This is a genomic window from Halorubrum sp. DM2 (assembly GCF_901686465.1).
In the GTDB taxonomy this organism is placed as follows: Archaea; Halobacteriota; Halobacteria; order Halobacteriales; family Haloferacaceae; genus Halorubrum.
Window position 1 is genome coordinate 2,518,892 of sequence record NZ_LR594487.1, and the last position, 26,118, is coordinate 2,545,009.

The window sequence follows — 26,118 nt, forward strand, 5'->3', positions numbered from 1 at the left end:
TATCGGCACGAGAACGCGGTCGATGGTGACGCTCGGCTACCCGCGCCGATCGGAGGCACATCCACGCCGATCGGAGGTACATCGATCGGACTGCGCCGATCCGAATCATTCAGGAACGATCCAAAACGATCCGGAACGATCCCAAACACTAAATGTATGAAAATATAATTCCTCATTTGTTCTGGCAACATGAACGAGAAACGTAGAACGCTGCTCAAGGCGATGGGGGGATCGACTGCGCTCGCGGGGCTCGCGGGCTGTATCAGCACCGGCGGCGACGGCGGAGACGGTTCCGACGGCGGTGACGGCGGCGACAGCGGAGAGGGTGGGAGCGGAGGCTCGGCGCGGCTGTGGACGGACCTTGCCGACAGCGAGGACGAGGCGATGTCCGAGTACGTCAGCCAGTACGAGTCGGAGACGGGCAACAACATCAACAAGGAAGCGCCCGGCGGCGAGCTCGACCAGCAGCTCGAAACGGCGATCCCGGCCGGCGACGGACCGGACTCGTGGATCTGGGCGCACGACTGGGTCGGGCGATTCGCGGTCCGCGAGGACCCGCCGTTCCTCTACGACGCGAGCGACGACGTCGACGTCTCGCTCGACGGCTACACGCAGGCCGCCCGCGAGGCGGCCCAGTTCGATGGCGGCCTCTACGGGCTCCCGTTCGCCTCCGAGACCGTGGCGCTGTTCTACAACGAGGACATCGTCGACGAGCCGCCGGAGACGATGGAGGAGATGGTCTCGATCATGGACGAGCATCACGATCCGGACAACGGGCAGTACGGGCTCTCGTTCCCGGCTACCGACCCGTATCAGGCGAGCGGATTCATTCAGGCGTACGGCGGCGACATCTTCGACGAGTCGAACCTCGAGGTCGGCCTCGACAGCGACGCCTGTAAGCAGGGGATGGACGCGCTCGAAACCCTCTACGGGTACACGCCCGCAGACCCGGGCTACGAGTCGCAGATCGTTGCGTTCGCGGACGGTCTCGCACCGTTTGCGATCAACGGTCCGTGGATACTCGGAGACTTCCAGAACGATGTCGACAACCTCGGCGTGACGACGTTGCCAACGATCGACGGGAACCACCCACGGTCGTACTCCGGCATTCAGCTGTTCTACTTCAGCTCGATGCTCGCGGACGCCGACCCGTCGACCGTCGACGTCGCGACCGACCTCGCGGAGTGGTACACGACTAACGAGGACATCATCCTGACCAACGCCGACGAGAGGGGGTACATTCCGGTCCTCACCGATGTCGTCGGGAACGAGGACCTTTCGGCCGAGGTACAGGCGTTCGCCGAGCAGGTGGACTACGGCGTCCCGATGCCGAGCCACCCCGACATGGACAGCGTCTGGAATCCGTTGACGGAGGCGCTCGAACGCGTCTTCAACGGCGAGCAGGAGAGTGCCGCCGCGCTCGACCAGGCCGCCTCCGAGATCCGGGAGGCGCTGTAAGCTCTACCCGGAGCCATGGCCTCCTCGCAACCCGGAACCGCCGCGAGCGGACTGTCGCGGCTCCGATCGGTGCTGCCGTTCGCCAGCCGCGACTGGGGCCTGCTGCTCGTCGCGCCGGGCGTACTCCTCTTTTCTAGTTTCATGCTGTACCCGATCTTCTATCTCTTCTATATCTCCCTGACCAACGCGACGTTCGCCGGGTCGGTGATCGGTGGCGGTGCCGAGCTGATCGGGCTGGCGAACTACGTCCAGCTAATCTACGACTCGCAGTTCTGGACCTCGATGACGACGACGTGGCTGTTCGTCGCCGTCTCGCTCGTGGCCAAGGTGTTCCTGGCGGTTGGGATCGCCCTACTGTTGAACCACGTACGCGTCGCCGGGAAGCGGTACATGCGCGCGGCGGTGATCGTCCCGCTTGGGTTCCCCGGCATCTTCACGATCACCGTCTGGCGCGGCATGTTCAGCGACGCCCGCTACGGCGTGTTCAACACCATCTTGGGCCGGTACAACGAGTTCATGTCGTCGCTGTCGGCCCCGCAGGCGCTCCTGTTCGACGTGCCGATCGGGTTCCTGAGCGGTCGCTGGGAGGCGTTCTTCGCGTACGTCACCACCGAGGTGTGGCTGGCGTACCCGTTCATGGTGATCATCATCGTGAGCGCGCTCCAAGACGTGCCGCGGTCGCTCCACGAGGCGGCGATGGTCGACGGCGCGGGCGCGCTCCAGCGGTTCCGCACCGTGACCTTACCCGCGATCAAGGGGCCGGTGCTGTTCGCATCGATCCTCACGGCCGCGACGTCGTTCCAGCAGTTCCTGATCCCGTGGGTGTTCAACCAGGGCGGCCCGTCGCGACAGAACGAGCTGATCATCGTGTACGGCTACCGCGAGGCGATCACGTTCAACCAGTTCGGCCTGTCGGCCGCAATCTTGATCGTCGGTATCGCCTTCGTCGGACTGTTCATGCTCGTCGCCGTGCGCTACGGCGGTCTCGCGGAGGGGGTGGGTGACGAATGAGCGCGATCCGCTCGGTCGCGTCGCTCGTCGCCGCCAAGCTGGTCGCGCTCGCGACCGCGCCGAAGCGGTTCGTCGTCATGGTCCAGCGGGCGCTCTACGACGTTCGGACCGGCAAGCGCAGCTCGTGGGACGTGACGAAGAGCGTGCTGATGACGCTGTTCGGGCTCGCGATGGTGCTCGTGTTGCTGTTCCCGCTGTTCTGGATCACGACCGCGTCGCTCGCTGAGGGGTCGCGACTGTTCAACACCAGCGGCATCTTCCCGGACCCGTCGACGTACAACCTCGGCGCGTACCGGTGGGTGATCTTCGAGTCTGACTTCTTCTTCGTCGACGGCGACTGGGGCTACCCCCAGCTCGTCGTCGGCGGGGGCGGCGGACTCCTTCCCTTCAGCTTCCGGTGGGCCGGGACCGACACCGGTCCGGGCGCGGTGTTCAATAGCCTCTACATCGTCAGCGTGACGCTCGCGGCCGGGTTCGGGATGATCGTCCCGGCGGCGTACGCGTTCTCGCGCCGGCGGTTCGTGGCGCGCAAGCGCATCCTCTACGGCTACGTCCTCTTCACGCAGATCGGTGCCGGACTGTCGATCGCGACGCTCGTGGCGCTGTACTCGCTTTTCAGCACCTACGGGCTCACGAACAACCTGTTCATTCTCGGGCTGTTCTACGCTGCGTCGGCGATCCCGTTCAACACGTGGCTGCTGAAGACGTACATGGACAACATCCCCGTCTCCTACGAGGAGGCGGCGATGGTCGACGGCGCGAGCTTCCTCGACACGATCCGGGAGGTCATCATTCCGCTGACGAAGCCGGGGCTCGCGGTCGTCCTCATCTTCGTCTGGCTCGCCGGCTGGAACGAGTTCATCATCGCGCAGACGCTGCTCCGCCCGGAGAACTACCCGCTCTCGGTGGAGCTGTACAACATCGCGACCGAGGGCCGGTTCTCGACGCCGTGGACGCGCTTCGCGGCGTTCGCGAACCTGTTCGCGCTCCCGGTCGCGATCGTCTACTTCGCGGCGCAGCGCTCCGTCGAGGACGGCCTCTCGTTCGGCGGGATGGAGGGGTAGTCTCGCCGTTCGGGGCTTTTCGCGTTTTAGTTCACGAATCGCTCGGTGTCAATTGAGCACATCGCGGTGCGTACTGTTGCTGTGACCGCCTGTGCTGCGGCTGTCAAAAGAGATTTAGTAGGACTCTGTCCGTATGATGTATGTAGCGACGCGCCCTCCTCACGAGTATCGGGCTTTCGGCGGCGGTTTCGATTACTGGCTGTCTTGACGCTGTCTCCGGCAACACCGCTATTCATCTCGCGCAGTTTGCGGCGGAAAACCACACTCCCGACCCGGTCCAGATTGACCTGCGCGTCGACCGGGACGGCGAGACGGTCCACGAGTCCACCCATCAAATCCGCGGGACAGGCGATGGACAGATTTACGCGGCGACCGCCGACTGCGATTGGGGAACACAACCGGGTGAGTACAAGGTATTTGCGCGGAGGGACGACGCCGAGTGGACATCGAAACCGCTCAGCGATGTCAGAGATGGGTGGCACGATACCGTCGAGTGTGCGACGGCGCTCGTCCAGTGCTACGAAGACGGCATGTGGATCCGCGTGCGAGACGACTGTGAGCGACACGCCCCGTCGCGTCTCCGGGGGGTCTGTTCCAACGAGTCCACGGCGGAGAAGTAGTGTTCAGTTCGCAGTTCCGTCGATCGGGCGTTTCACGCCGAGAAACTCTCAAAACCCCGGTTCCGACGGAACCACCCCGTCTCTCCCTCAGTCGTCCGCGGTCGGCGTCGGCGGCGCTCCCGCGAGCCGGTCGCGGTCGTGGGACGCCTCGAAGTCGAGGTCGGGACCGCGCGCGATGATTCCGGTCGGCGTCACGTCGGGGTGCGTGGTGTAGTAGTGCTCTTTGATATGGGACATGTTCACCGTCTCGGCGACGCCCTCGGTCTGGTAGAGGTCGCGGAGGTACGGCCAGAGGTTGTCATACTGGTGGATGAACTGCCGGTTGCACATGAAGTGCGTGTGGTACACCTGATCGAACCGGATCAGGGTGGTGAACATACAGATGTCCGCCTCGGTGAGCGAGTCACCGACGAGGTAGCGCCGGTCCGCGAGCCGGTCGTCGTAGCGGTCGAGCGCGTCGAAGAGGTCGTCGATCGCGTCGTCGTAGGCCGCCTGCGAGGTGGCGAAGCCGGCGCGGTAGACGCCGTTGTTGATCGGCTCGTAGATGTCCGTGATCACCTCGTCGACGTCCGCGACGGTCGCGTCGTCGCCCTCGTCGGGGAGGAGCGACGCGCCGTTTCCGAGGTCGTCGAACGCGGTCGAGAGCATCCGCAGGATCTCGCGCGACTCGTTGTTGACGATCGTCTCCTCCTCGGTGTCCCACAGCACCGGGACGGTCACCCGGCAGGTGGCGTCGGGGTCGGCCTCGACGTACAGCTCGCGGAGGTAGTCGCTGTCGTGGAGGTGGTCGCGCGTACAACCGTCCTTCTCGGGGCTGAACTGCCAGCCCCCCTCGCCACGCCACGGGTCGACGACCGAGACGCTGACCGCGTCTTCGAGGCCCAAGAGCGAGCGCGCGAGGAGCGTCCGGTGCGCCCACGGACAGGCGTAGGAGACGTACAGGTGATACCGGCCGGCCTCCGGCTGGAAGCGCTCGTCCGGCTCGGCGTCGACGTGCTCGGGCACGTCGCTGCCCGCGACCCAGTTCCGGAAGGTGGTCTCGCCGCGCTCGAACGCCCCCTCCTCGTTGGTCGTCTCGTAGGTGTCCGTCCGCCACTCGCCGTTCACGAGTTGGTTCATACCTAACACGTGGGATTCCACCCCTATAACGTGGCCGGGGACACGCGTGTCACCGGCTGTACTGGGTTGCTGTTTGGATTTCTCTCATTGAGACGACCGCCGCCGAACCCCCAGCCGATCGGCTAGCCGATTGTGTTGCTGTTTATATATCGCTGATCGAGACGACCGCCGCCGAAGCCCCAGCCGCGAGGCGACCAGACGCTCGCTGCGCTCCTCAGTCGCTCGTTTCTCTCGCTCCTTGCGGTGCTTACTTCGCCTCTGGCCGCCTCGTGGCTGCCCCTTCGAGTCCCTCCCGACACCGCCCCGCAACCGCACCTCACACCTCCCCAGCCTCGTTAGTCGGCCTCCGCTTCGCTCCGGCCGACTAACTCCCTCGCGCGTGCGACTCGCGGCCTGCGGCCGCTCGTCGGCACGCGCCACCGCATCCAATTATATAGCGGCATCGTCGTCCCGGTGTCTTTTCGGTCGCTCGCGCTGTCTACTGAGCCATGAACGAGCGAGCCGAGCCCGCGCCGTCGGTCGCGATCGTCGGCGGCGGTGCGGTCGGCGTCACCGCCGCTCACGATCTGGCGGCCCGCGGCGCGGACGTGACGCTCTACGAGCGCGGGGAACTGGCGGGCGGCAGCTCCGGGCGGGCGGCGGGCCTCCTCTACGACGCCTACGCCGAGGACGTCGACGCCGCGGTCGGGGCCCGGGCGATGGAGCGTTTCCGGGCGTTCGACCGGACGCTCTCCGGGTTCTCGTTTACCCCCTGCCCGTACGTGATCGCGGTGCGCGAGGACGACCCGGACGCCGACGCGGTCCCGGCGATGGTCGAGCGCATGCGAGACCACGGCCGTGACGTCTCCCTCGTCGACCCCGACGCGCTCGGCGAGCGCTTCCCCGTCCTCCGCACCGACGACCTCGCGGTCGCGGCGGTCGCAGAAGGGGCCGGATGGACGGACTCGCCCGAGTACGTCCGCGCGCTCGGCGAGCGGGCCGCCCGCGAGGGCGTCGCGGTCGAGACGGGGACCCCGGTCGCGCTCGGCCCTCGAACCGACGCGGGCCGAGAGATATTGGTTCGCGACGCCGCCGACGGGAACTCTGAGACCGAGCGGCGCGCCTTCGACGCGGTCGTCGTCGCTGCCGGGGCGCACACGCGATCGCTGCTCGCTGACGCCGGCATCGCGGTCCCGGTCGTCCCGTACCGCGTTCAGGCGCTCGTCGCGAGTGCCCCCTACGACGGCCCGATGGTCTACGACGCCACCGCGGACGCGTACCTCCGCCCGCACCCGGACGGCCTGCTCGCCGGCGACGGCACGGAACCGGTCCCGGCCGACCCCGACAACTACCGGCGCGAGGCGGACGACTGGTTCCGCGAGGACGCCTCGACCGTCCTCCGCGAGCGCCTCGACCGCGGCGGCCCCTCCGACTGCGCCGACCGCGACCCGACAATCTCCCGGGCGTGGGCCGGACTCTGTACTGCGACGCCCGACGGCGACCCGCTCGTCGGCCCGGTCGACGAGACCTGCGAGACGGAGCCGACGCTGTTCGTCGCCGCCGGCTGGCAGGGCCACGGGTTCATGCGAGCGCCCGCGGTCGGCGAGACGGTCGCCGAGGGCGTGTTGGCGTCGCTCGACGGCGTCGCATTCGACGCGCCGGACTCGCCGTGGATCGAGTCGTTCGATCCGACGCGGTTCGACGGCGACGAGGAGTTCGAGATCGTAGAGGGGATGTCGCTGTCCGAGCGGACGGAGGGGGAGACCGGGAGAGGGGTTTGAGACGGCGTCAGTCGGACTCTTCGACGACGTCGACATCGCGAGAGCCCTCCTCTTTGGGGATCTCCACGTGGAGCGTGCCGTTTCGCGTGAGCGTCGCGTTCGCGCCCTCAGGTGTCACGTCGGCGTCGCGGGGGAGGTCGACGCTGCTCGACAGCGAGACGCCGCGGCCGGGGAACACGAGGTCGTAGCCGTCGTAGAAGTCCCGGAAGCGTTCGAGGCTCACCTCGACGGTGTGATCGAGGAAGGTGACGTCGACGTCCTCGCCGCGGACGCCGGGGGCGTCGAAGACGACGAGGTAGGCGTCGTCGCTTTCGAGGAGATCGTACGAGAGCGGGCGGCGCTCCTGTACCTTTCCCCACCCGCGGCCGACGCGTTCGAGGGCGCTACGGAGCGCGGCCCGACCGGTCTCGACGAGTCCGGACACGGCTCACACCTCGATTTCGACGAGCTCACTCCCGCCGCAGTACGGACACGAGAGGTCCGCGACCGCGTGGTCGTCGGGCACGTCGTAGGTGTAGTGGTTCTCGAACATGTCGAGTTCGCAGTCGTCGCTGACGCACTTGACCTCCATCGTCGATGGCATATGTGCCTGCCTAGTGGCGGCGGCGGCTTAAACGGCGTGGCGGCGGCGACGCGAGCGTCGATCTGTCCTCCTCGGTCACGCCTGCCCAATATTCCCGGATCACGCCCGTTCGGCGCGGTACCGCTCCGGGACGACGGTCCGCTCGGCCAGCAGGGCGACCGCGCCGCCGCAGACGACGCCGACGACGACCGCGTCAGTCACGGACAGGAACGGGATGCCGAACGCGAGCGAGACGCCGACGAACAGCATGAACGCGGGGAGACTGATGGCGACGAGGATGCGCCCGTACATCTCGCGCCGGCTCGCCGGTATCCGGTCGCGGGCGAGCCACGCGACCGGACCCGCACCGAGGGCGGCGACGACCGTCGCTCCGACGATCACCAACCACGGGACGGAGCCGGAGTCGGCGAGTCTGCCCGCGCTCAGCAGAGCGAACAGGCCGAGGAACGTGTACGAGAGAAGCGTCGCTCGGCGGGGCGTGAGGAAGCTTTCGTCGCGGAGGGACATATGTTCTCACACGCGGATGACGCTAATAAATCGGTCGGCGGTCGTGTCTGTTTTTCGGTGGTCTCGTTTCCCCGCCGACCTTCCGCACGCTTTTCCCGTCTCGGCCGCCTACCCCGGGTAACATGACCGATTCCTCGGCGGCCGGCCGCGGCTCCCTCCCGCCCGACCCGGCCGACCTCTCCGTCACTATCGTCGACGGCTACGTCGACGAGCCGGCCCACTTCGGCGTTCCGCCGTACCTCTCGACGTACCCCCGGTACACGGCGGGCGCGCTCGTCGACGCCGGCGTCCCCGAGTCGCGGATCACCTACCACACCATCGACGAGCTCCGAGACGACCGGTCGAAACACGCCGACGTGGCCGACGCGGACCTCATGGTGTACGTCGGCGGCATGACGGTGCCCGGCAAGTACGTCGGCGGCACGCCCGCGGAGCCGGACGAGGTCCGCGAGCTGGGCTGGACCGCGGACGGCGTGACGCTTTTGGGGGGGCCGGTCCGGTTCGGGGTCGGCGAGGAGAACGCGGGCGCACAGGAGACGCAGCGCGACGACCTCGACTACGACTTCGTCGCGATGGGCGACGTCGAGGCCGCCGCGCACGACCTCGTCCGCGAAGGGTTGGAGGGGTACGGCAACCGGATGCGGACGAACGAGGAGGTCGACCGCTGGGCGCGGCGGGGGGCGTTCGTCGTCGAGCAGCACCCGAACCACCCCGACTACCTCATCTGCGAGCTGGAGACCTCCCGCGGCTGCGCGTATCGGTGTTCGTTCTGTACGGAGCCGCTGTACGGCGACCCGGCGTTCCGTGCGCCCGACTCCGTCGTCGGCGAGGTCGACGCGCTCTCGGATCGCGGGGTCGCGCACTTCCGGCTCGGGAGACAGGCCGACATCCTCGCGTACGGCGGCGACGGCGAGGCCCCGAACCCCGACGCCTTACGCGAGCTGTACGGGGGGATCCGCGAGGTCGCCCCGGAGCTCCGCACCCTCCACCTCGACAACATGAATCCCGTGACGATCACGGACTATCCCGAGGCGTCCCGGGAGGCGATCCGGGTCATCGCCGAGCACAACACGCCCGGCGACACGGCCGCGTTCGGTCTCGAATCCGCCGACCCCGTGGTTCAGGAGGAAAACAACCTGCTCGTCACCGCCGAGGAGTGTCTGGAGGCGGTTCGCGTCGTCAACGAGGAGGGCGGCTGGCGGCCGGGCGACACCCCCGAGACGACACCCGGCGACCCCGACCGCGTCACGGGTCCCTCGACCGGCCCGGACGCGAGCCCCCGGCTGCCGAAGCTGCTTCCCGGGATCAACCTCGTCCACGGCCTGACGGGCGAGCGCCCGGAGACGTACGAGCACAACAAGCGCTTCCTCCAGACGGTGTACGACGAGGGGCTGATGCTCCGCCGGATCAACATCCGGCAGGTGATGGCGTTCGCCGGCACCGAGATGGCCGAGACGGGTGCCGAGATCGCGCAGGAGCACAAAGACCAGTTTCAGGCGTACAAACGCGAGGTGCGCGAGACCATCGACAACCCGATGCTCGACCGCGTCGTCCCGCCCGGGACCGTCCTCCCGGACCTCCACCTCGAATATCATCAGGACGGCAAGACGTTCGGGCGACAGCTCGGGACCTACGCGCTCCTCGTCGCGGTCCCGGGCGAGCGCGAGCTGGGGACCACCGTCGACGTGGCGATCACCGACCACGGCTACCGCTCCGTGACGGGCGTCCCGTACCCGCTCGACGTCAACGCGGCCTCGATGGACGAGCTGACGGCCGTCCCGGGAATCAACCGGAACACGGCCGGCGACATCGTCGTCGGTCGCCCGTACGACTCGGTCGCCGACGTCGACGCGGTCGACCCCGGAATCGTCGACCTCGGGGCGTACGCGGTCGCCGGCGACACCGACGTGCCGATCCCGGGCCGCGACCGTCCCGGATCCGGTCCCGGTCCGGCCGCGCGGTCGTCGCTCGGCCGCGGAGACTGAGATGGCGGGCGACGACGGACCGAAATCTGACGCGGCCGACGACGGACCGGGAGCCGACGCGGCCGGCGGTCCTCCCGCGGTCACCCGCGTCGAGGTCCCCGTCGACACCCGCGCCCCGGGCGGGACCACGAACGCCTACCTTCTCGACGGCCTGCTCGTCGACCCCGCGGCCCGGACCGACGCCCTCGACGCGGCGGTCGCGGAGCGCGGGTCGACTGACGCGGTCGCCCCCGACGTCGAAGCGATCGCAGTCACTCACACGCACCCGGACCACGTCGGGGCTGTCGCAGAGTACGCGGCCGCGACGGGGGCGACCGTCGTCGCCCGCGAGGGCCACGCCGACCGGTTCGCCGCGGCGACCGGGATCGACCCCGACGAGACGGTCTCCCCGGGCGAGACGGTCGCCGACACCGGAGTTTGGGTCGTCGACACCCCGGGCCACGCACCCGACCACGTCGCGTTCGCGGCCGGCGGGCCGGAGGCGGGATCCGAACCGGCGACGAGCGGATCGGGGCGTTCCGTGCTGTGTTGTGGCGACCTCGCGGTCGCCGAGGGGAGCGTCGCGGTCGCCGCGCCCGAGGGGGACTTGGCCGCGTACCTCGCGAGCCTCGAACGCGTGCGCGACGCCGGTTACGACCGGCTCCTCCCGGGACACGGCGCGCCGATAGACGACCCGACTGCGACGTGCGACCGACTGATCGAACACCGGCGCGCCCGCGAACGCGACGTGACCGCCGCGATCGACGCCGGTGCGGCCGACCTCGACGCGGTCGTCGACGGCGCGTACGAGAAGGACCTCTCCGGGGTGCGCGACCTCGCGCTGGCGACAGTCGCCGCGCACGTCGAGAAACTGGTCGGCGAGGGACGGATCGACGAAGCGTGGCGCGCGCGGTTGGCGGACGCCGGGTTCGACTGATAGCGTCGTCCTCCGCGGGGACGCCTCGGATCCGCCCTACGGCTCCGCTTCTAACTCCGCGACGACCTCCGACAGCGGCGTCTCCGTCACGTCGACGAAGCGCCCGCCCGCTGCGACGATCCCGCCGTCGGTCTCGGGGTCGTCGCCGACGTGAACGAGTCCGGTCGTGGAGGTCCCGAGCGCCTCCGCCGCGGCCTCGAACGCGGAGGGGTGGGGCTTCCGCCAGCCGCAGCCGATGCTCGTCGTGACCGCGTCGAACTCGCCGCGGAGCCCCGCCCGTATCAGCGTCCGCGGGACGAGTTCGGGCACGGCGCAGTTCGAGAGCAGCCCCACCGGGCCGCGCTCGCCCGCGCCGCGGACCGCCTCCAGCGCGCCGTCGCGTCGGGTCACGTCGGGGTCGAACGCCGCGATCACGGCGTGTCTGGCGGCGTTCTCCGTCACGTCGACGCCGCGGGAGTCGAGCGCGCGGGCGACGTGCGCGGGGAGCGGCACCTCCGCGCCGGCCGGTGCCTCGACGTGTCGCTCGCCGTACGCGACGTGCCAGTCGTCGGGGACCGCCACGTCGCGTGACTCCAGTTCGCGTGCGACCGCTTCCGCCGGATCCGACGGGTACTCGACGTCGACGAGGGTCCCGAAGAGATCGAAGGTGACTGCCACGATACCACCGTTAGGAACAAACCCGGATTGAAGCTGTCGGTCGGTGAAACGGATTCGACGGAAGTCACACGCCGGCGATCGCGCGGTGGCAGTCACGCGACGACGCGTCGGAGACGGGCCGCGGTCACACCCCGAAGTGAAGCGTGAGAAGCCGGTAGACGCCGGTCACCCACGCGCACAGCCACAGCAGCATGAAGCCCGCGACACCGGCGCGGAGTCGCTTCCGCCAGTGGCCCATGTCCTCGTGGATCTCGTCGATGTCGACGTCGAGGTCCTCGTACGCGTCGGCGTTCCGCTTCGCCTGAAAGATCCGGACGATACCGGTCAGCGCGAACGCCAGCATGGCGTACGCCTGAACGCCGAAGAAGGCGTGGAGGATCGCCATGCCCGTCAGCTGATCGAGGACGCGCGGGATCATCCACCCGACGAGGGGGACGGTCGTGAGCAGGAGTCCGGCGACGATGTACCGCAGGTGTCGCATCAACACGTTCCACGACACCGTCTCGGCGTCGATCATGATCCACGCGCCGTACAGGAGGAAGGGGAGACTCGTCGTCACGGACACCCCGGCCAGCGCCGCGATGACCGACTCGTCGACCATGCGAGCGACTATGCGCTCCGGCGCGTAAAGCCCCGCGATCCGCGGCCGACGGGCCGGTCTCGTCGCTCGGGCGCGGACGAAAACAGTTAGCGTCAGGAGCACGTACCGCCGAAGCGATGGAGGACACCTCGACGCGGTCGGAGTCGGAGTCGCCGCCGGAGGAGCCGGCAGACCCGGCGTCCGACGGTTCGGGAGACCCGGACGCGGAGACCGAAAACGGTGGGTCCCGCCCGACCGCCTCCGACGGCGCTTCCGAGGACGAGACCGACATCGAGGCGCTCCGCGAGCGCGTCGAGTCGGAGTACGACTTCGACGACTTCGGTCCCTCGGACATGGCGCAGATGAGCGCCGAGGAGTGGGACGCCGCCTTCGACCCGGACACGTGGATCACGGGCGACCGGCTCCTCGACCGCGTCGACGCCGAGCTGAAGTCCCGGATCGCGACCCGGGACGTGTTCGGGGTCCTAGAGCGCGTCCGCGAGGACGGCGAGGAGCGGATCCTCGTCTACTCCGACGAGGGGTACGCGATCATCCGCCCCACCGGCGAGGTGCGCGGCGAGGGGACGGTCCTCCGCGACATCGAACCCGTCGTCGCGCTCGCGGCGATGGACTCCTACGAGGTGCCCGAGCCGCCCGACGACTGGTCGCTCCCCCATCCGGACAGCGTCCCGGAGGGGTCCGGCGAGTTCGGCAACCTCGTGATACAGGTCGTCGCCGCGATTCAGGTGCTGGCCGGCATCGCCCTCCTCGTCGCGAGCGCCGTCGCCGACCTCGGGACCATCGTCGCGCCGGCGATGGGTATCGTCTTCCTGCTCGTCGGCGGGTTCCTGTTCGCGATGGTGGCGAACGCGCGGCTCTCCGACCGGTTCCGTTCGGAGGAGTACCGGGACCGACTGCGGGCGCTCCGCGAGGCCAAAGAGCGGCCCGAGTTCGTTCCCGTCGAGGACGGCGTCGTGACCGACGAGGCCCCCGACGAGAGCGACCGCGGCCGAGACGGATAATCCGCCGATTTCGGCGGTCTCAGGCCCCGCAACTCCCTCCACGTCGGCGGTTTCAGTCGGTGGGTTTAAGCGGACCCCGTCCTGAGGGAAACTGTATGAAAAGGCGGGACTTCGTGCGGACGGCCGGCGGCGCGACCGCCGCCGTCGCGGCCTCCGCCGGGGCGACCGGAACGGCGGCTGCACAGGAAGTGGAACCCGACTGGCCGAGCGCCGCGTCGGGCGGGAACGTCGGGTCCTACACCGACGCCCGCGGCCAAGACGAGGTGACCATCTCGGTCGGGGCCGGCAGCAGCGGCCTCGCGTTCGACCCGACGTTGGTGTGGGTCGACGAGGGAACGACGATCGTCTGGGAGTGGACGGGTAACGGCGGCGATCACAACGTCGTCGCACAAGAGGGACCGGCGAGCCTCGACAGTGGGAGCGCGGTCGGCGAGGAAGGGTATACCTACGAGTACGAGACCACCGGCGAGGACGCTGGCATCACCCACTACGCCTGCGTGCCCCACACCGCGGTCGGCATGCACGGCGGCATCGCCGTCGGCGAGGACGTCGCGACCGTCGAGGTCGGCGGCGCAAACACCGGATGGCCGGAGGATATCGCCTACGTCGGCGTCCCGCTTCACGCCCACTGGGTCGGTATCTCCGCGATCCTCGGGATCGGCCTGACGTTCGTGTTCACGTTCTACATGCTCAAGTACGGCGAGTCGGCCCACACCGGCCACGGGGGTGCGAGATGAGTTCCGGCGGCTCCTCGTACGGCGACATCCACCGCTACGAGCCGGCCCGCGAGAGTACCGCGGCCGCGATCGCGATCGTCCTCCTGACGGTCATCGAGGTCGTCTTCGTGGCGCTTTTCACCTACGGGCTGATGTCCGCGTGGGCGTCGACGGAGGCGGGGAACATGTACGTCGGCGCGCTGCTGGCGCTCATCTTCATCGACCTCGCGTTCATCCTCCTGCTCTACCGGAAGGAGTTCCTCCCGGACGTGATGATAGTCAAGAAGCGCCGCCGTAAGTGGGAGGACCTGTACGTCCGCGAGGAGGACAAGGAGGGCGACGGCATCGACACCGGCAACCTCGCGGAGACGTTGAAGCGGGCGGTGTACCCGTACTACAAGAAGTGATTCGACAATGAGTCTGAAAAAACAAGACGACATGGACCACAACGCGTGGCTCAAGAGTCAGGACCTCACCGCCATCGAGACGGTGTTCCTGACCACGCTCATCTGGCTGGACAAGCGGCTCCGCATCGTCGACTACCTCGAACTGCTGGAGACGATGTACTACCGCGCGAACCTCCAGATGCCAAAGAGCCACACCGAGCAGTACGACCTCGACAACAAGTTCTGGTACTGGTACCCGCTGTACTCGCTCGGGTCCCTCTCGATCATCGCGTACCTGCTTGCGGCGGTGTCCGGCGCGATGCTCGGATTCTACTACGCGCCATCTACCGCCGGGGCAGCCGCGCAGGGCGACCCCACCGCGGCGTACGACTCGATGGTGATGATCATGAAAGACGTCCAGTTCGGCTTCATGCTCCGGTCGATCCACCGCTGGGCGGCGCAATTCATGGTCGCGGCGGTGTTCCTCCACATGCTGCGCGTCTACTTCACCGGCGCGTACAAGGAGCCGCGCGAGGTCAACTGGATCCTCGGCGTCGTGCTCATCGCCCTGACGCTCCTGTTCGGCTTCTCCGGGTACGTCCTGCCGTGGAAGCAGCTGTCCTTCTGGGCGGCGCAGATCGGCGTCGAACTGGCGCTCGCGACGCCGCTGGTCGGCGAGTGGGCGGCCCAGCTGCTGTTCGGCGGGTTCACCCTCGGACAGGCGACGCTCGTGAGAATGTACATCCTGCACGTGTTCGTGCTGCCGTTCGTGGTCACCGCGCTCATCGCCATCCACGTCGGCATCGTCTGGGTGCAGGGAATTGCGGAACCGCACTAATCCAATGACCGACACCACCACCACCACGACCGACGACCGCACCGACGAGCGAGCGCGGACGGACGGCGGCACCGACGAGGCGGCACGCACCGACGGCGGGCCGCCGGCGACGGTCCCGCCGGACGACGAGACGCCGACCTGGTCCGAGCGCAAGGAGCGAAGCCAAGGGCTCGCACAGCTCACCTACCAGTACTTCGAGCGCTCTCGGCGCGAGGACGAGGACCTGCGCACGGAGTCGACGTACGTCGAGCGCGACGTGCTCGGCTTCCCGACGTGGCCCCACGAGACGATCCGGAACCTCGCTATCACCTCCTTTTTCCTCGGGATCATCCTGCTCGTGGCCGCGATCCTCCCGTCGCACTTCGGGGATCCGGCGAACCCCGGCTCCACGCCGGCGATCATCCTGCCCGACTGGTACCTCTACTGGTCGTTCGGCCTGCTGAAGCTCGACCCGATCAACCCCGACCTCGCGGTGCTCGGCGGCAACATCGTCATGTCCAACGAGCTGCTCGGGCTCATCGCTCACGGGGCCATCTTCGGCGTCATCACGCTCGTCCCCTTCCTCAACAAGGGGAACGCGCGACGGCCCGTCGAGGAGCCGGGTTGGGCCGCGCTCGGAGTCGCCGGCGTCATCCTGGCGATCACGCTGGCGGCGCTCGCCATCCAGAACTTCTTCCCGGTCCAGCTCGAGCTGCTGTTCTCGCTCGTGTTCATGCTCCCGGTAGCGGGCGGCGTCGTCACCTACGCGGTGTTGAAAACGATGCGTGAGGGGTACATGTACGACCTCAACCGCCGGTACTACATGCTCCGGCCGCCGAAGTAACGGCCGAGAACGGCACTCCATCCCCGACCGCGCCGTAATTCCGACGTTCACCGTCTCCACCCGCCGTTCCGACGCTCCGTGTCACCAATGTCATCCGCATCAGACGACGACTCCTCGCAGGCGTTCGACGAGACCGGCGACCCGATCGCCCGGGACGACGACGCCGACCCGCGCAACGAACCGACCGGTCCGCAGCAGGGACCGAGCGGCCGCGAGGTCGTCGTCCCGTTCAGGCTGTACAAGGCGGTGACCGTCTTCTCGACGCTCGCCGCGGTGGTGACCTACTTCGTCGGGTTCACCCTCATCGACGCCGCGACGCTTCAGATCAGCTTCATCCGGACGACCATCGTCTACCTGCTCGACAACGCCGGCATCCTGCCGCCGGAGGACGTACTTGTGGCGATACTGGCGATCACCGGCGTCGGGTTCATCGTCCTCGGAACCGCCGTGTACGTCCTCGGAACCCGGTTCCGCGGACAGGGGATGGGAAAGTCTCAAGACGACTCCAACGAAACGTGAGATAATGGCAGACGAGTTCATGAAGGGCTTCGCCCTGTTCACGATCGGCGGTCTCGGGTGGATCACCTTCGGCGGCTGGTACCGGACCCCGTCGTACTACGAGGTGGTTCAGCTCGTGAACCCGGCGGAAGGCGTGAACACGGCGTACGGCGAGGTCGGACTGCTCGCGGGCGACATGTTCTTCTGGTTGATGATTCTCGGGGCACTGACGTTCTGGGTGCTGATCCCGGCCAGCCGGCAGCTCCGAGACTCCCTCAGCGACGACGACGCGGCCGCGAACTGAACGCACGCCCCCTCGTCCTGCTGCTCTCTTCCTCGGGAGTTCCACCCGGGGCCCGGTGACCGCCGATGAACCGGGAGCTTTTCACCTCCGCTCGCCCCACCCTCGCGCATGAGTGAGCCGACGCGCCGCCTCGCGGTTCTCGGCGACGGCGAGCCGGCAGCGGCGATGCGGTCGGCGGCGACCGCAACGGGCGCACGTCTCGTCGACCCCGCCGAGAGCGATGCGATCGTCGCCGTCGGAGACGCCGCGCTGTGGGACGCTGCGCGCGCGGTCGCGAGCGCGGACGCGCGCTCGGTTCCGATCCTCCCGGTCGGGGACGGCCGCTACGCCGTCGACGCGGACCTCGCGGTCGACCGTCTCGACGCCGTCGTCGCCGGTCTCGGCGGATCCGAGGCGTCGCTCGACGGATTCGCGTGCGTCGCCCATCCGGTCCTCGCGGTCGACGGCGCGGGGGACGGTCGGCGTCATTTCGCGGCGGCGAACGTCGCGTTCGTGACGGCGACGCCCGCCCGGATCTCGGAGTACGAGATCGCGTTCCTCGACGGCGAGTCGGTCTCGGTGCGCGCGGACGGAGCCGTGGTCGCCACACCGCTCGGCAGCGACGGGTACGCGGCCGCGGCCGGCGGCCCGGTGGTGTCGCCGGGGGGCGGACTCGCCGTCGTCCCCGTCGCACCGTTCACTACGCGCCCCGACACGTGGGTCGTGACGGACGGCGTCCGCGTCACCGTCGAGCGCGAGGAGGAGCCGGTCGCGCTGGTCGTCGACGGGACGCGCCGCGGGACCGTCGAGCCGCACCGGACGGTTCGGGTCGAGACCGCGACGACCGTCGATCTCCTCTCGCCGACGGTCGAGAGCGGCTGAGCGCCGACGCGGTCCGGTCCCTGCTCGCGACGACACATCCGCCTCACGGGCGCGCCGATCGGAAACACTCTAATACGTCGTGAACGGAAGTGATGGATATGGACCCACTGCAGTTCCTCGTTCCCCTCGGCTGGCTGTCGGCCGTCGGGCCGGTGCTGCCGTACGCGATCTTCGTGATGACCGTCGCGAACCTCGCGACCCGGCACCTCGCACACAGGCGGCACGTCGAACAGGGCCAAGACGCCGACAGCGTGGAGGCGTACAACCCCCACGTGTTCACCAACGTCGGACTCGTCCTGCTGTGTTTCCTGTTCATCCTCGATTCCCCGGTCAGCGGGACGATCCTGTCGGTGCTCGTGCTCGCGATGTTCATCGCAGACTTCTTCGAACTGGAGGCCCGGAACGTCGAGGCGCGCAATGACATGGAGATAGAGGCACCGAAAAGCTCGATCGCCGCCTCGCTCGTCGTGCTGGTGTGGTCGTCGTACTACGCGCTCTTCTTCGTCATCGAAGGGATCTGGAACCAGTTCGTCGTCGCCTGACGAGGTCGGCGTTCGACCCCGTCGGCTCCCCGCCTTCCCGACTCGCCCTCTTCCGCTCCGCGTTCGCTAAAACGTCCAGTCGCCGGTGAGCTTCATCCCGGTCGCCTTCCCTTCATCTTCGAGTGCCGCGGCGACGGTGTCGGTGTCGCGGCGCGGGATCGACACGTCGGCGTCGGCGAGGTCGACGACGAGTTCGGTCAGGAGGATCGCCTGCTCTCTGAGGTTCCGCGACTCCAGTTTGTCGAGCGTGTCGGCGTGCGTGTGTCCCCACCCGCGGCCGCGGCCCTCGGTCTCGCCGGAGATCATGTACCCCGGGATCCCGCGCTTCACGAACGGCCAGTGGTCGCTGTGCGGGACCATCTCCTCGCCCGTCGATATCGGGTGATCGAAGCGGTCGCTCACCCGCTCGGCGGCGTCCGCGAGCGCGTCGAAGTCGTGGTGGTCGACGCGTAAGGTCCGGCCGAACACGTTGCTGTCGACGTTGACGACGGCGCGGACCGCCTCCCGGTCGGCGGCTTCGGCGGCCACCGACGAGCCGACCAGTCCGACCTCCTCGGAGCCGAACGCGGCGAACCGCACCCGCACGTCGAGTTCGTCTTCCCGGGCCGCGAGCGCCCGCGCGACCTCGACTATCGTCGCCGTGCCCGCGCCGTTGTCCATCGCGCCCTCCGCGAGGTCGTGGGCGTCGACGTGCGAGGAGACGATCAGGTGTTCGTCGGTGTCGGGACCGAGCTCGGCGACGGCGTTCCCGCTCGTCGCCGCGGGCGTCTCGCAGTCGACCGCGACGGTCAGTTCGTCGCCCTCGTTCCGCCGCCCGAGCCGCGCGCCCGCTTCCTTCGAGACGCCGACGGCGGGGATATCGCCGACGGGCGCGTCCGCGGTCCCCACGCTCCCGGTCGGCGGGAGCGTCCCCTCGACGTGGTTGGCGAAGACGAAGGCGGCCGCGCCCGCGTCGACGGCGCGGTAGTACTTCTCGCGGCGGTGGATGAACCGGTCGACGGAGTCGGGGGTGTCCGACGAGACCATCACGACCTTGCCGTCGAGGTCGGCCTCGAAGTCCGCGGGGACGCCGTGAGCGAGGTCGACGAACTCGCCCGTCGCCTCGCCGCTCGGGCTTCGCGGCAGCGCGATACAGGCGTTCGGCCCGACCGCGAGCGGCTCGCCCGTCGCGGCGTCCCGGACCGCGCTGTCGCCGCGCTCCCAGCCTTGGATCTCGAACTCCTCTATCGCCGCGTTCCGCGCGCCGGCGTCGGCGAACGCGTCGCGCGTCAGCTCCAGCGCCTCGCGCTCGCCCGCCGAGCCGGCCATTCGGGTGCCGACGTCGACCAAGTCGAGGAGGTGGTTCCAGCCCGCGTCGCTCGTGAACGTCTCGCCGATCCAGTCGGTCATGGGTGGAAGTGTCGCGGCCGCGGGTCAAACGTTGCGGTGTCGGCGGGGGCGACCGGGACCGCCCCGCGGAGCGCGAGGAGAATCCCCGTGTCGTCAGACCGGAATCCCCCGGCCGTCAGACCGGAACGGCCGGCAGGAGGACCGTCGCGGCCTCGGCGGCCGCGAACGTCGAGTCGTACAGGTGGTTCAAGAGGAGGTAGGTGACGACGCCGAGCGCGAGCGAGAGGATCCACGCGCTCGCGGCGATCCGACCGACGCGGCGGTGCGGCGTCTCGGTGCGCAGTTCCTGCTCCGTGTGGGTGAGTCCGAGGACGATGGCGTAGAGGACGACGGGCACCGAAACCACGGAGAGGACGATGTGGATCGCGAGCATGACCAAGTACGCCGGGTACACCCAGTCCCACAGCGGGACCCACGCGTACGTCGAGTCCAGCACGAACTCCTTGGTGCCGCCGCCCGCGACCTTCGGGAGGTACATCGCGAGGAAGAGGAGGATGAGGACGAACGACGTCGTCATCGCCGCGGCGTGTTTCTTCACCTCGTCGTTGCGGATCCAGTACCACCCGAGCGAGAGGGAGAGTACGGTGACGGTGTTGACGGCGGCGATGGCGTGCGCGAGGAGGTCGACGGTCCCCTGCGTGAGCGTCGGGAACAGCGCTTGGAACTCGGGGACGAGGAACACGCCACCGACGGCCCCGTAGCCGACGATCGTGAGGAGGACGGTTATCGCGGTGGGGTGTTCCGCGGCCCTGTCGCGGACGCTGGCGGTGGACATACCTGACGTACTCTCGGGAGCGTTATTGGCCTTTCGAGGCCGGTCCCCGTCGCCGGAACCGGGCAGTCAGAACTCAGTCGTCGATGACGCCGGTCGCGGTCGCGACCTCGATCGCGGCCTCCTCGTTGATCCCACCTTGCAGGATCGTGTAGCGGTCGCGGATCTCGTGGGCGCTCGTCAGGGCGGCGATCAGCTCCGCGTCGTCGATCCCGAGTTCGCCCGCCGTCGTCGGGGCGTCGAGTTCGGCGAGCGCGTCGCGGATGGCGTTCCACCGGCCGTTCTCGCCGCTGTGGAGGTACTCGGTCATGATCGACGCGACGCCGACCTGGTGGCCGTGGAGCGCCTTCCCGGGCGCGATGCGGTCGAGCTGGTGGGAGATGAGGTGTTCCGCGCCGGAGGCGGGCCGCGAGGAGCCGGCGATGGACATCGCGACGCCCGAGGAGACGAGCGCCTTCACGACCACCCACGCCGACTCCTCTAACCCCGGCCGGATCATGTCGGCGTTCTCGACGAGCAGCTCCGCGGTCATCTCCGAGAGCGCGCCCGCGTACTCGCTGTACTCGACGTTTCGCAGGCGACGGGCGAGCCGCCAGTCCTTCACGGCGGTGTAGTTGGAGATGATGTCCGCACAGCCCGCGGTGGTGAGCCGCCACGGCGCGTCCGCGATCAGCGTCGTGTCCGCGACGACGGCGAGCGGCGGGTCGGCGGCGACCGAGTGGCGCGTGTCGCCCTCGGGGATCGACGACCGACCGGAGACGATCCCGTCGTGGGAGGCGACCGTCGGGACGGAGACGAAGCCGACGTCGAGGTGGTCGGCGGCCATCTTCGCGATGTCGATCGGCTTCCCGCCGCCCAGCGCTATCAGGTAGCCGGGGTCGACCGCCTCCGCGGTCTCTTTCAGCTCCTCGACGGCCGCGAAGGAGGCCTCCTCGACGACGGCTGTCGCGGGGTCGTCGAACTGTGCCCGGACGCGGTCGCCGGCGATCTCGTTCGGCGTCGGGCTGGTCACGATCAGCGGCCGTCCCGTGAGGTAGAGGTCGCCGACCGCCTCTCCGAGGTCGTCGAGGACGTCGTGTCCCACGAGGACGTTCCGCGGGAGCTTGATCCACGTCGTCTTCTCGAACATACGGGTCGGTCGCGCCGACGGGGCAAAGCCGTTGTCCATGTCGGTCGGGGGAACCCGGATGTCGGCCGACTCGGCCTCTCGCGTTCAACTCAGGCGGCCAGCGCCGAGAGCGTCGTCGCCGCGTCGTAGAGGAAGTAGACGCCGAAGCCGGCGAGCACGACGGCGGAGCCGACGGCGACGACCGGCGCGAACGTCTCGATCCGGCGCTCCGCGGCGACGAGTCCGGTCGGGAACCCGGTGACCCAGAGCAACACGCCGAGGAAGAAGCCGACGATGAGCGCGGGCGATCCGGTGGCGACGACGAACGTCCCGGCGAGGTCAGCGCCGACGACGGGGAGCCGGGCGAGGACGTCGAGCTCGCCGGGCTGGAGGAGTCCGACGCCGATGGTCAGCCAGAACAGCACCTGGTACGGGTTCGTCAGGGCGAGCACCAGCGCCTTGCGGAACCCCTTCCCCTCCGCGACGACCGGCTCCTCGCTCTCGGTCGGGCGGAACGACGCTCGCGCGCCCCGCGCCGCATCGACGGCGAAGTACAGCATCAAGACGCCGCCGACCGCGACCATGAAGCCCTGTAACAGCGGGAACGACTCCACGACCGCGACGACGCCGACGTACGCGAGAACGAAGAAGATCGCGTCGGCCGTCGCGGCTCCGAGACCGGCCCTGACCCCGGCGAGCCGACCCCGGAGGACCGACTCCTCGGCGATCACCGCGTTCATCGGGCCGGGCGGGGCCGCGAGCGCCAGTCCGAAGACGACGCCCGCGCCGAGCGTGACGAAGCTACTCACACCGCTCGAAACGCCCGGTTTTGTGAAAAACCCCGCGACAGAGAGGCGGTCGATAGCGGTGGGTTCCGGGCCGTACGCCCGAGATCGCCGCATCGACGGACGGATGTGGACACGGCGATCGGCCCGAGCGGGGGGACGTTCCGACTACGCGTCCTGAAGCTCGGCGTCGCGGAGCGCCTCGTTGAGGTCCTCGCGGACCCGCTCGCCGGTCTCGCGGTCCATCGCCGTGGTGACGATCCGGTTCTCTTGGACGCTGGAGCCGTCCCGTAAGAGGAGCCGGACGTTTCCGTTGGTCCCCGCGCGCGTCGCCTTCGCTCGGAGCCCCGTCCGCGACCCGGTGCCGCCGGCGTCGATGGGGCCGGGAACGATCTTCTTGACGTGCGGGTGTTCCGCGACGGTCTGGACGGCCTTCCGGCCCTTGCGGTCGCCGATGAGCGTCGAGTGGGACCCGCCGATTTTCTCCCGCGGCGGCGTCTCGACCACCGCCAGCGACCGGTCGCCCCTGCGGTCGAGGACCCACGCGACGACCGGACTCACGTCTTCCCGAGCGCCGCCGTCGCGCGTGCCGTTCGCGGTCGATTCGCCGCGTCGGCCGCTCGAACCGCCGTCTGGGACGCGGTAGAACTCGTGGTGGAGCTGCGCGCGCGTCTCGCGGAGCGGCGCACGCTCGCCGGCTGCGTAGACGGTCTCGGGGCGCTTCCGTCGGATCTCGTCGGCGACGCGGCCGGCGAAGTTCCGGAGCTGGACCTCGCTCAGCCGCTCGCCCTCTTCCGGGCGCGTGGTGACCGTCGTCTGGCCGACGACCGCGTCCTCGTCGAGTATCGTCAGGTGCGCGCGGTCGCTCTCGAACTCGGCGACGACCGCGTCGGCGTTGGCGGTGTTGCAGGTCAGACAGTAGTCCCCCGGCTTCTCGATCGGGGTGCCACACCGCCGGCAGTTCATAGCGGACCGAGGGGCGTGCGAGATAAAAGGGCGTCCGTTGTGGGCGTCGCGGAACGAGGACGTCCGCGGGTTCGTCGCGGAGAGAGGGCGTCCGTAGGTTCGTCGCGGAGAGGGCATCCGCCGCGACCGCAGGGAGCAACCCATATTAGTGTCCCCGGCGTCGAAACGCGGTATGAACGACTCGCGGCCCGACAGAAACCCGGACGAAGAGACCGTCGAGGACCGGCTGGCCCGGCTGGTCCGCGGCGGCCGCACCAACGCGATCGCCGCGTGGGCGATGGTCGCGGTGCTCGTCGGGGTGTTCGTCGAGAGCATTCTCGACGCCGACCTGCTGTCGCTCGTGTTCGTCGTCGGCCTCGTCGCGGTCGTCGTGGCCCCCGCCGTCTCGGCGCGGGACTGGAAGGTGTTGCTCCCGGCCGAACTGCTCGGGCTCGCGCTGCTGCCGACGCTCGTGCGCGCGCTGCTCGGCGGCGAACTCGGCGTCTTCGCGACGTACCTCGCCATCGCCGCCTTAGCGCTCGTCATAATCGTCGAGTTCCACATGTTCACGTTGCTTCAGGTCACCCACTGGTTCGCGGTCGCGCTCGTCACGCTGACGACGCTGGCGACGGCCGGCGCGTGGACGATCCTGCGGTGGAACGCCGACCGGCTGCTCGACACCGCCTACCTGACGACCAACGAGGCGCTGATGATCGAGTGGATCTACGTGACGCTGGCCGGACTCGCCGCGGGGATCCTCTTCGACGCGTACTTCAGACGCCGCGGCCGCCGCCTCCGTCGCGCGATCCGGCGGGTGGTGCGCCGATGAGGATCCTGCCGCGCCCTTCGATGCGAACGCAGCGGCGGCTCACCAGAGTCATGCAGGTCGTTCTCGTCGGGATCATCGTCTACGGGCTGTTCGGAAGCAGATACGGCCTGCCCGGCGGCGGGACGAAGGCGGTCACCAACGGGACGATAGGCCTGCTCGTCACGTTCATCCCGGCGATGCTCGAACGGAACTACGACATCCCGCTCGACCCGTGGCTCGGCGTGTGGATCACGGCCGCGGTGTTCCTCCACACGCTCGGGTCGGCGTGGTTCTACGCGCAGATCGGCTGGTGGGATCACCTCACGCACGCGCTGTCCGCGTCGCTCGTCGCGGGCGCGGGCTACACCGCAATCCGCGCCGTCGACCTCCACAGCGACGAGATCAGGATCCCCGCCCGCTTCGCGTTCGTCTTCATCTTCGTGGTGGTGCTCGGATTCGGCGTCTTCTGGGAGCTGTTCGAGTTCGGGCTCGACATCGTCGCCGACGAGACCGGGATCGACATGCCGCTCGCCCAGCACGGGCTCGACGACACGGTGGGCGACCTGACGTACAACTCGATAGGCGCGCTGCTCGTCGCGGTCTTCGGACAGGCGCACCTCGCCGGCGTCGCGGACGACGTTCGGGAGGGGCTGTTCTCCGACGCCAACTCGGGGAAGTAGCGACGCTACCCCGGGAAGTAGTTCAGCTCAGACAGGCGGCGACGACCCGCAGCGCCGCCTCGCCGCGCACCTCGTTCGCGAGCAGCGGGACCCGCTTCACGTCGCGGCCGCGGAACAGGTCGGTCGCCTCCCGGAGCGCGTTCTGCTGGACGTCCCACCGACGCGCACAGAACTCGCAGCTGTCGGGGTTCGGCTCGACCACCCAGTCGGGGTCGATTCCGGTCGCACCCCCGCCGGTCACGTCGCCGACGCCCTCCATCACGCGGTTGACGACCAGCGTGTTCACCGGAATGCCGAACTCGTCGAGGCGCGCGACGAGCCGCTCGGACTCGACGACGCTCATCTCCTCGGGGATCATCACGACGCGGAAGTCGGTCTTCGCCGGGTCCCGGAGGACGGCGCGCAGTCGCTCGATGCGCTCGCGCAGCGCTTCGAGGTCCGCAGAGGGGTCGGGGTCGTCGTCGCCCCCGCCGAACATCCCCTTGATCCCGTCCATCATCCCGGAGAAGCGCTGGCGGAGCTTCATCACGCGACCGAGCATCGAGTCCATGATCTCCGGTAGTTGGAGCAGCCGGAGGGTGTGCCCGGTCGGCGCGGTGTCGACGACGACGCGGTCGAACCGCGGGTCGTCGAGATATTCGAGGAGCTGGCGCATCGCCGCGGCCTCGTCCGCACCGGGCATCGTCCCGCCGAGGAGGTCGCCGAGGCCGCCTTCGTCGCCCGGGGCCTCGGCGTCACCGCCCATCCCGCCCATCGCATCGCCCATCTCGCCGAGTCCGCCGAGGGGGTCAGCGTCGGCACCGAACATCCCCTCATCGACCGCGGCGTCGGGGTCGATCTCGGCCGCGTACAGCGGCATGTCCTCGCATATCTGCGCCGGCTCGGCGGGGATCTCGGTCTCGTAGGTGTCCGAGAGCGAGTGCGCGGGGTCGGTGGAGACGACGAGCGTGCGGACGCCCCCGGCAGCCGAGGCGAGCCCCGTCGCGGCCGCCATCGTCGTCTTCCCGACGCCGCCTTTCCCGCCGTACAGCACGTAGTCCGGCGCGTCGACGCCCGCGGGGAGGTCGGCGACCGCTTCGCTGACGACCGCCGTGTCGCTGTCCGCTGTCTCGGGGGCGTCGACGGAGTCGTCCGCCTCGTCGACGCGGTCAACCGGCTCGACGTCGATGTCGTCCATACCCGCGTGTCGTCACGGCGGGCACCTGTACCCGTCGGTCTATACGAATCGAGATCGAGTCGAGATTGCGTTTCGGTAGTCGCCTTCGGGGGGTCTGGGAACCCTCTCGGTGACACGACCGCCGAAGCCCTAGCCGCTCGATACAAGACGATCGTTACCGGCGACACGACCACCGAAGCCCCAGCCGTGAGGCGGACAGACGCT

The 26,118-nt window shown here is 68.9% G+C and carries 29 protein-coding genes; 17 read left to right on the forward strand and 12 right to left on the reverse strand.

Going from position 1 to position 26,118, the window contains the following annotated elements:
* Positions 1–189: 189 nt before the first annotated feature.
* Genes QOL69_RS12660 through QOL69_RS12670 form a run of 3 tightly spaced genes read left to right on the forward strand, consistent with a single transcriptional unit; the run spans position 190 to position 3,533 of the window.
* Positions 190–1,458, forward strand: coding sequence for an extracellular solute-binding protein (locus tag QOL69_RS12660; RefSeq protein ID WP_283403460.1), 1,269 nt, complete (start codon positions 190–192; stop codon positions 1,456–1,458).
* Between the two features lie 15 nt (positions 1,459–1,473).
* Positions 1,474–2,469 (forward strand): carbohydrate ABC transporter permease, encoded by a 996-nt coding sequence (locus QOL69_RS12665; protein ID WP_048077485.1) that lies wholly within the window; start codon positions 1,474–1,476, stop codon positions 2,467–2,469.
* Positions 2,466–3,533: a sugar ABC transporter permease gene (locus tag QOL69_RS12670; RefSeq protein ID WP_283403461.1), complete on the forward strand. Its 1,068-nt coding sequence runs from the start codon at positions 2,466–2,468 to the stop codon at positions 3,531–3,533. Before QOL69_RS12665 ends, QOL69_RS12670 begins: the two co-directional genes overlap by 4 nt.
* Positions 3,534–4,240: 707 nt before the next feature.
* Here QOL69_RS12670 and QOL69_RS12675 read toward each other — a convergent pair.
* Positions 4,241–5,272 carry a glutathione S-transferase family protein gene (locus QOL69_RS12675; RefSeq protein ID WP_283403462.1) on the reverse strand — a complete coding sequence of 344 codons (1,032 nt, stop codon included), beginning with the start codon at positions 5,270–5,272 and terminating at the stop codon, positions 4,241–4,243.
* Between the two features lie 488 nt (positions 5,273–5,760).
* Here QOL69_RS12675 and QOL69_RS12680 point away from each other — a divergent pair, with 488 nt between their 5' ends.
* A complete protein-coding gene (locus QOL69_RS12680; protein ID WP_283403463.1) occupies positions 5,761–7,032 on the forward strand; it encodes an NAD(P)/FAD-dependent oxidoreductase in 1,272 nt (423 codons plus the stop codon).
* Between the two features lie 7 nt (positions 7,033–7,039).
* On the opposite strand, the gene QOL69_RS12685 is transcribed toward QOL69_RS12680, so the two are convergent.
* The 3 genes from QOL69_RS12685 to QOL69_RS12695 form a co-directional block, all read right to left on the reverse strand.
* Positions 7,040–7,456, reverse strand: coding sequence for an Hsp20/alpha crystallin family protein (locus QOL69_RS12685; protein WP_283403464.1), 417 nt, complete (start codon positions 7,454–7,456; stop codon positions 7,040–7,042).
* Positions 7,457–7,459: 3 nt separating this feature from the next.
* Positions 7,460–7,615, reverse strand: coding sequence for a DUF7559 family protein (locus tag QOL69_RS12690; protein WP_195155769.1), 156 nt, complete (start codon positions 7,613–7,615; stop codon positions 7,460–7,462).
* 99 nt (positions 7,616–7,714) lie between these two features.
* A complete protein-coding gene (locus QOL69_RS12695) occupies positions 7,715–8,122 on the reverse strand; it encodes a hypothetical protein (RefSeq protein ID WP_048077481.1) in 408 nt (135 codons plus the stop codon).
* A gap of 122 nt (positions 8,123–8,244) precedes the next feature.
* Here QOL69_RS12695 and QOL69_RS12700 point away from each other — a divergent pair, with 122 nt between their 5' ends.
* On the forward strand, positions 8,245–10,107 hold the full coding sequence (locus tag QOL69_RS12700; protein ID WP_283403465.1) for a radical SAM protein: 1,863 nt from the start codon (positions 8,245–8,247) through the stop codon (positions 10,105–10,107).
* A 1-nt stretch (position 10,108) separates the two neighbouring features.
* The gene (locus QOL69_RS12705; protein WP_283403466.1) at positions 10,109–11,023 is read left to right on the forward strand and encodes an MBL fold metallo-hydrolase; all 915 of its coding nucleotides are present in this window, start codon (positions 10,109–10,111) and stop codon (positions 11,021–11,023) included.
* Positions 11,024–11,059: 36 nt separating this feature from the next.
* Here QOL69_RS12705 and QOL69_RS12710 read toward each other — a convergent pair whose 3' ends face one another.
* Positions 11,060–11,680 carry an HAD family hydrolase gene (locus tag QOL69_RS12710; RefSeq protein ID WP_283403467.1) on the reverse strand — a complete coding sequence of 207 codons (621 nt, stop codon included), beginning with the start codon at positions 11,678–11,680 and terminating at the stop codon, positions 11,060–11,062.
* A gap of 124 nt (positions 11,681–11,804) precedes the next feature.
* Positions 11,805–12,281, reverse strand: coding sequence for a DUF7321 family protein (locus tag QOL69_RS12715; protein WP_048077479.1), 477 nt, complete (start codon positions 12,279–12,281; stop codon positions 11,805–11,807).
* Between the two features lie 116 nt (positions 12,282–12,397).
* Between QOL69_RS12715 and QOL69_RS12720 the strand changes: the two genes are divergently transcribed.
* From QOL69_RS12720 to QOL69_RS12760, 9 genes are all read left to right on the forward strand, one after another.
* The gene (locus tag QOL69_RS12720; protein WP_283403468.1) at positions 12,398–13,282 is read left to right on the forward strand and encodes a DUF7319 domain-containing protein; all 885 of its coding nucleotides are present in this window, start codon (positions 12,398–12,400) and stop codon (positions 13,280–13,282) included.
* 95 nt (positions 13,283–13,377) lie between these two features.
* Positions 13,378–14,019, forward strand: a complete 642-nt coding sequence (locus QOL69_RS12725) for a halocyanin domain-containing protein (protein ID WP_283403469.1) — start codon at positions 13,378–13,380, stop codon at positions 14,017–14,019.
* Complete coding sequence (locus QOL69_RS12730) at positions 14,016–14,405, forward strand: DUF7318 family protein (RefSeq protein ID WP_048077478.1); 390 nt, start codon at positions 14,016–14,018, stop codon at positions 14,403–14,405. Before QOL69_RS12725 ends, QOL69_RS12730 begins: the two co-directional genes overlap by 4 nt.
* A 7-nt stretch (positions 14,406–14,412) precedes the next feature.
* Positions 14,413–15,222: a cytochrome b gene (locus tag QOL69_RS12735; protein ID WP_048077477.1), complete on the forward strand. Its 810-nt coding sequence runs from the start codon at positions 14,413–14,415 to the stop codon at positions 15,220–15,222.
* A gap of 4 nt (positions 15,223–15,226) precedes the next feature.
* Positions 15,227–16,045: a cytochrome b family protein gene (locus tag QOL69_RS12740; RefSeq protein ID WP_283403470.1), complete on the forward strand. Its 819-nt coding sequence runs from the start codon at positions 15,227–15,229 to the stop codon at positions 16,043–16,045.
* A gap of 87 nt (positions 16,046–16,132) precedes the next feature.
* Complete coding sequence (locus QOL69_RS12745; RefSeq protein ID WP_048077475.1) at positions 16,133–16,564, forward strand: DUF7315 family membrane protein; 432 nt, start codon at positions 16,133–16,135, stop codon at positions 16,562–16,564.
* Between the two features lie 4 nt (positions 16,565–16,568).
* Entirely contained in the window at positions 16,569–16,847 is a 279-nt protein-coding gene (locus QOL69_RS12750; protein ID WP_048077474.1) for a DUF7314 family protein, read from the forward strand.
* 108 nt (positions 16,848–16,955) lie between these two features.
* Positions 16,956–17,708, forward strand: coding sequence for an NAD(+)/NADH kinase (locus QOL69_RS12755; RefSeq protein ID WP_283403471.1), 753 nt, complete (start codon positions 16,956–16,958; stop codon positions 17,706–17,708).
* Positions 17,709–17,806: 98 nt separating this feature from the next.
* Positions 17,807–18,250 (forward strand): DUF7313 family protein, encoded by a 444-nt coding sequence (locus tag QOL69_RS12760; RefSeq protein ID WP_048077473.1) that lies wholly within the window; start codon positions 17,807–17,809, stop codon positions 18,248–18,250.
* 66 nt (positions 18,251–18,316) lie between these two features.
* Here the strand turns inward: QOL69_RS12760 and QOL69_RS12765 are convergent, their stop codons facing one another.
* The 5 genes from QOL69_RS12765 to QOL69_RS12785 form a co-directional block, all read right to left on the reverse strand.
* Positions 18,317–19,639, reverse strand: coding sequence for a M28 family peptidase (locus QOL69_RS12765; RefSeq protein WP_283403472.1), 1,323 nt, complete (start codon positions 19,637–19,639; stop codon positions 18,317–18,319).
* 115 nt (positions 19,640–19,754) lie between these two features.
* Positions 19,755–20,414, reverse strand: coding sequence for a DUF420 domain-containing protein (locus QOL69_RS12770; RefSeq protein ID WP_048077471.1), 660 nt, complete (start codon positions 20,412–20,414; stop codon positions 19,755–19,757).
* Between the two features lie 73 nt (positions 20,415–20,487).
* Positions 20,488–21,540, reverse strand: coding sequence for an NAD(P)-dependent glycerol-1-phosphate dehydrogenase (locus QOL69_RS12775; RefSeq protein ID WP_283403473.1), 1,053 nt, complete (start codon positions 21,538–21,540; stop codon positions 20,488–20,490).
* Between the two features lie 89 nt (positions 21,541–21,629).
* Entirely contained in the window at positions 21,630–22,328 is a 699-nt protein-coding gene (locus QOL69_RS12780) for a LysE family translocator (RefSeq protein WP_048077469.1), read from the reverse strand.
* Positions 22,329–22,472: 144 nt separating this feature from the next.
* Positions 22,473–23,270 carry a DUF2103 domain-containing protein gene (locus QOL69_RS12785; protein WP_283403474.1) on the reverse strand — a complete coding sequence of 266 codons (798 nt, stop codon included), beginning with the start codon at positions 23,268–23,270 and terminating at the stop codon, positions 22,473–22,475.
* A gap of 172 nt (positions 23,271–23,442) precedes the next feature.
* On the opposite strand from QOL69_RS12785, the gene QOL69_RS12790 reads away from it, so the two are divergent.
* Positions 23,443–24,078 (forward strand): hypothetical protein, encoded by a 636-nt coding sequence (locus tag QOL69_RS12790; RefSeq protein WP_283403475.1) that lies wholly within the window; start codon positions 23,443–23,445, stop codon positions 24,076–24,078.
* Positions 24,075–24,737: a DUF2238 domain-containing protein gene (locus QOL69_RS12795; protein WP_283403476.1), complete on the forward strand. Its 663-nt coding sequence runs from the start codon at positions 24,075–24,077 to the stop codon at positions 24,735–24,737. The genes QOL69_RS12790 and QOL69_RS12795 overlap by 4 nt, the downstream gene beginning before the upstream one ends.
* Positions 24,738–24,759: 22 nt before the next feature.
* Here the strand turns inward: QOL69_RS12795 and QOL69_RS12800 are convergent, their stop codons facing one another.
* Positions 24,760–25,914, reverse strand: a complete 1,155-nt coding sequence (locus QOL69_RS12800) for an ArsA family ATPase (protein WP_283403477.1) — start codon at positions 25,912–25,914, stop codon at positions 24,760–24,762.
* Positions 25,915–26,118: the final 204 nt, after the last annotated feature.

Excerpts from the sequence above, each read along its gene's own strand:
- QOL69_RS12730 (WP_048077478.1), top strand. The coding sequence starts at position 14,016 with ATGAGTTCCGGCGGCTCCTCGTACGGCGACATCCACCGCTACGAGCCG.
- QOL69_RS12785 (WP_283403474.1), bottom strand. The coding sequence starts at position 23,270 with ATGAACTGCCGGCGGTGTGGCACCCCGATCGAGAAGCCGGGGGACTAC.
- QOL69_RS12775 (WP_283403473.1), bottom strand. The coding sequence starts at position 21,540 with ATGTTCGAGAAGACGACGTGGATCAAGCTCCCGCGGAACGTCCTCGTG.
- QOL69_RS12735 (WP_048077477.1), top strand. The coding sequence starts at position 14,413 with ATGAGTCTGAAAAAACAAGACGACATGGACCACAACGCGTGGCTCAAG.
- QOL69_RS12790 (WP_283403475.1), top strand. The coding sequence starts at position 23,443 with ATGAACGACTCGCGGCCCGACAGAAACCCGGACGAAGAGACCGTCGAG.
- QOL69_RS12715 (WP_048077479.1), bottom strand. The coding sequence starts at position 12,281 with ATGGTCGACGAGTCGGTCATCGCGGCGCTGGCCGGGGTGTCCGTGACG.
- QOL69_RS12675 (WP_283403462.1), bottom strand. The coding sequence starts at position 5,272 with ATGAACCAACTCGTGAACGGCGAGTGGCGGACGGACACCTACGAGACG.
- QOL69_RS12700 (WP_283403465.1), top strand. The coding sequence starts at position 8,245 with ATGACCGATTCCTCGGCGGCCGGCCGCGGCTCCCTCCCGCCCGACCCG.
- QOL69_RS12755 (WP_283403471.1), top strand. The coding sequence starts at position 16,956 with ATGAGTGAGCCGACGCGCCGCCTCGCGGTTCTCGGCGACGGCGAGCCG.
- QOL69_RS12765 (WP_283403472.1), bottom strand. The coding sequence starts at position 19,639 with ATGACCGACTGGATCGGCGAGACGTTCACGAGCGACGCGGGCTGGAAC.
- QOL69_RS12670 (WP_283403461.1), top strand. The coding sequence starts at position 2,466 with ATGAGCGCGATCCGCTCGGTCGCGTCGCTCGTCGCCGCCAAGCTGGTC.
- QOL69_RS12760 (WP_048077473.1), top strand. The coding sequence starts at position 17,807 with ATGGACCCACTGCAGTTCCTCGTTCCCCTCGGCTGGCTGTCGGCCGTC.
- QOL69_RS12795 (WP_283403476.1), top strand. The coding sequence starts at position 24,075 with ATGAGGATCCTGCCGCGCCCTTCGATGCGAACGCAGCGGCGGCTCACC.
- QOL69_RS12665 (WP_048077485.1), top strand. The coding sequence starts at position 1,474 with ATGGCCTCCTCGCAACCCGGAACCGCCGCGAGCGGACTGTCGCGGCTC.
- QOL69_RS12705 (WP_283403466.1), top strand. The coding sequence starts at position 10,109 with ATGGCGGGCGACGACGGACCGAAATCTGACGCGGCCGACGACGGACCG.
- QOL69_RS12770 (WP_048077471.1), bottom strand. The coding sequence starts at position 20,414 with ATGTCCACCGCCAGCGTCCGCGACAGGGCCGCGGAACACCCCACCGCG.
- QOL69_RS12680 (WP_283403463.1), top strand. The coding sequence starts at position 5,761 with ATGAACGAGCGAGCCGAGCCCGCGCCGTCGGTCGCGATCGTCGGCGGC.
- QOL69_RS12740 (WP_283403470.1), top strand. The coding sequence starts at position 15,227 with ATGACCGACACCACCACCACCACGACCGACGACCGCACCGACGAGCGA.
- QOL69_RS12660 (WP_283403460.1), top strand. The coding sequence starts at position 190 with ATGAACGAGAAACGTAGAACGCTGCTCAAGGCGATGGGGGGATCGACT.
- QOL69_RS12695 (WP_048077481.1), bottom strand. The coding sequence starts at position 8,122 with ATGTCCCTCCGCGACGAAAGCTTCCTCACGCCCCGCCGAGCGACGCTT.
- QOL69_RS12745 (WP_048077475.1), top strand. The coding sequence starts at position 16,133 with ATGTCATCCGCATCAGACGACGACTCCTCGCAGGCGTTCGACGAGACC.
- QOL69_RS12750 (WP_048077474.1), top strand. The coding sequence starts at position 16,569 with ATGGCAGACGAGTTCATGAAGGGCTTCGCCCTGTTCACGATCGGCGGT.
- QOL69_RS12725 (WP_283403469.1), top strand. The coding sequence starts at position 13,378 with ATGAAAAGGCGGGACTTCGTGCGGACGGCCGGCGGCGCGACCGCCGCC.
- QOL69_RS12720 (WP_283403468.1), top strand. The coding sequence starts at position 12,398 with ATGGAGGACACCTCGACGCGGTCGGAGTCGGAGTCGCCGCCGGAGGAG.
- QOL69_RS12690 (WP_195155769.1), bottom strand. The coding sequence starts at position 7,615 with ATGCCATCGACGATGGAGGTCAAGTGCGTCAGCGACGACTGCGAACTC.
- QOL69_RS12800 (WP_283403477.1), bottom strand. The coding sequence starts at position 25,914 with ATGGACGACATCGACGTCGAGCCGGTTGACCGCGTCGACGAGGCGGAC.